Annotated in this window: 2 pseudogenes; both read right to left on the bottom strand. The window is 55.0% G+C overall.

Going from position 1 to position 856, the window contains the following annotated elements:
- Positions 1 to 551, bottom strand: a pseudogene (locus KQI75_RS13460) (UDP-glucose--hexose-1-phosphate uridylyltransferase); the annotation flags it as partial.
- An 11-nt stretch (positions 552 to 562) separates the two neighbouring features.
- Positions 563 to 856, bottom strand: a pseudogene (locus KQI75_RS13455) (UDP-glucose 4-epimerase GalE); the annotation flags it as partial.

Below are 856 nucleotides of genomic sequence, written 5' to 3'. Positions count from 1 at the left end.
CCGGCATAGCCCTCATTTTCCTTGCACAGCAGGCACTTGGGATACGAGGACTGCGGCATCAATTTGGCTGCCGCAATCGCCTTCGGGTCTTTTTCCGGTTTGGATAGATTGATGGTAATGTCCAAATCGCCGTATTCGGTCGGAGCAATCCATTTGACGTCTTTTGCAATACGGTCTCTGCGGATATAATTGGTATTCTGCGAGAATTGATAGAACCAATCGGTTGCGCGCTTGGGGTCTTGGTTATACAGAAATGTAAAGTTGTTCTGCACCTGACTCGGCGGCGGCGTCAGCGCGCCCATCAGCTTGGTGTCAAACAAATCCCGATACACCACGCTGTCCTGTTCGAGCGCGCCGGTCTCCAGCGCGCAGTCGCACAAATCGCGCAAAATATCAGCCAGACTGCCGCTTGCCGCCTGCTTCGGCGGCGTGTATGTGTCCGCGTGCAGGACTTCCAACAGGCGGTTGACCGCCCATACGCGATCTGCGCTTTCAATCAGTCCTGTGCGCTCTGCGTAGTCCACCAGCGCTTGTATGCTTTCGTTTCTCATACGGTGCCGCCTCACTTTGCAAATCCGTGCGGATGATGTTTGTGCCAGTTCCAAGCCGTCGCAATGATTTCTTCCAAATCTGCATGTTCCGGATGCCAGCCCAGAACGCTTCTCGCCTTTTCGCTGGATGCGATGAGCTGTGCCGGATCGCCTGCGCGGCGCGGTGTGGTCTTTGCCGGAATCGGATGGCCGGTGACCTTGCGGGCGGTGTCAATGACTTCTTTGACGGTAAAGCCGACGCCGTTGCCCAGATTAAAGATGTTGCTCTCGCCGCCGTTCATCAGATAATCCATCGCCAAAATATG

Origin of the sequence: Butyricicoccus intestinisimiae, from assembly GCF_018918345.1 — a bacterium.
In the GTDB taxonomy this organism is placed as follows: Bacteria; Bacillota; Clostridia; order Oscillospirales; family Butyricicoccaceae; genus Butyricicoccus_A; species Butyricicoccus_A intestinisimiae.
This window is presented reverse-complemented; position numbering and strand designations above follow the sequence as displayed.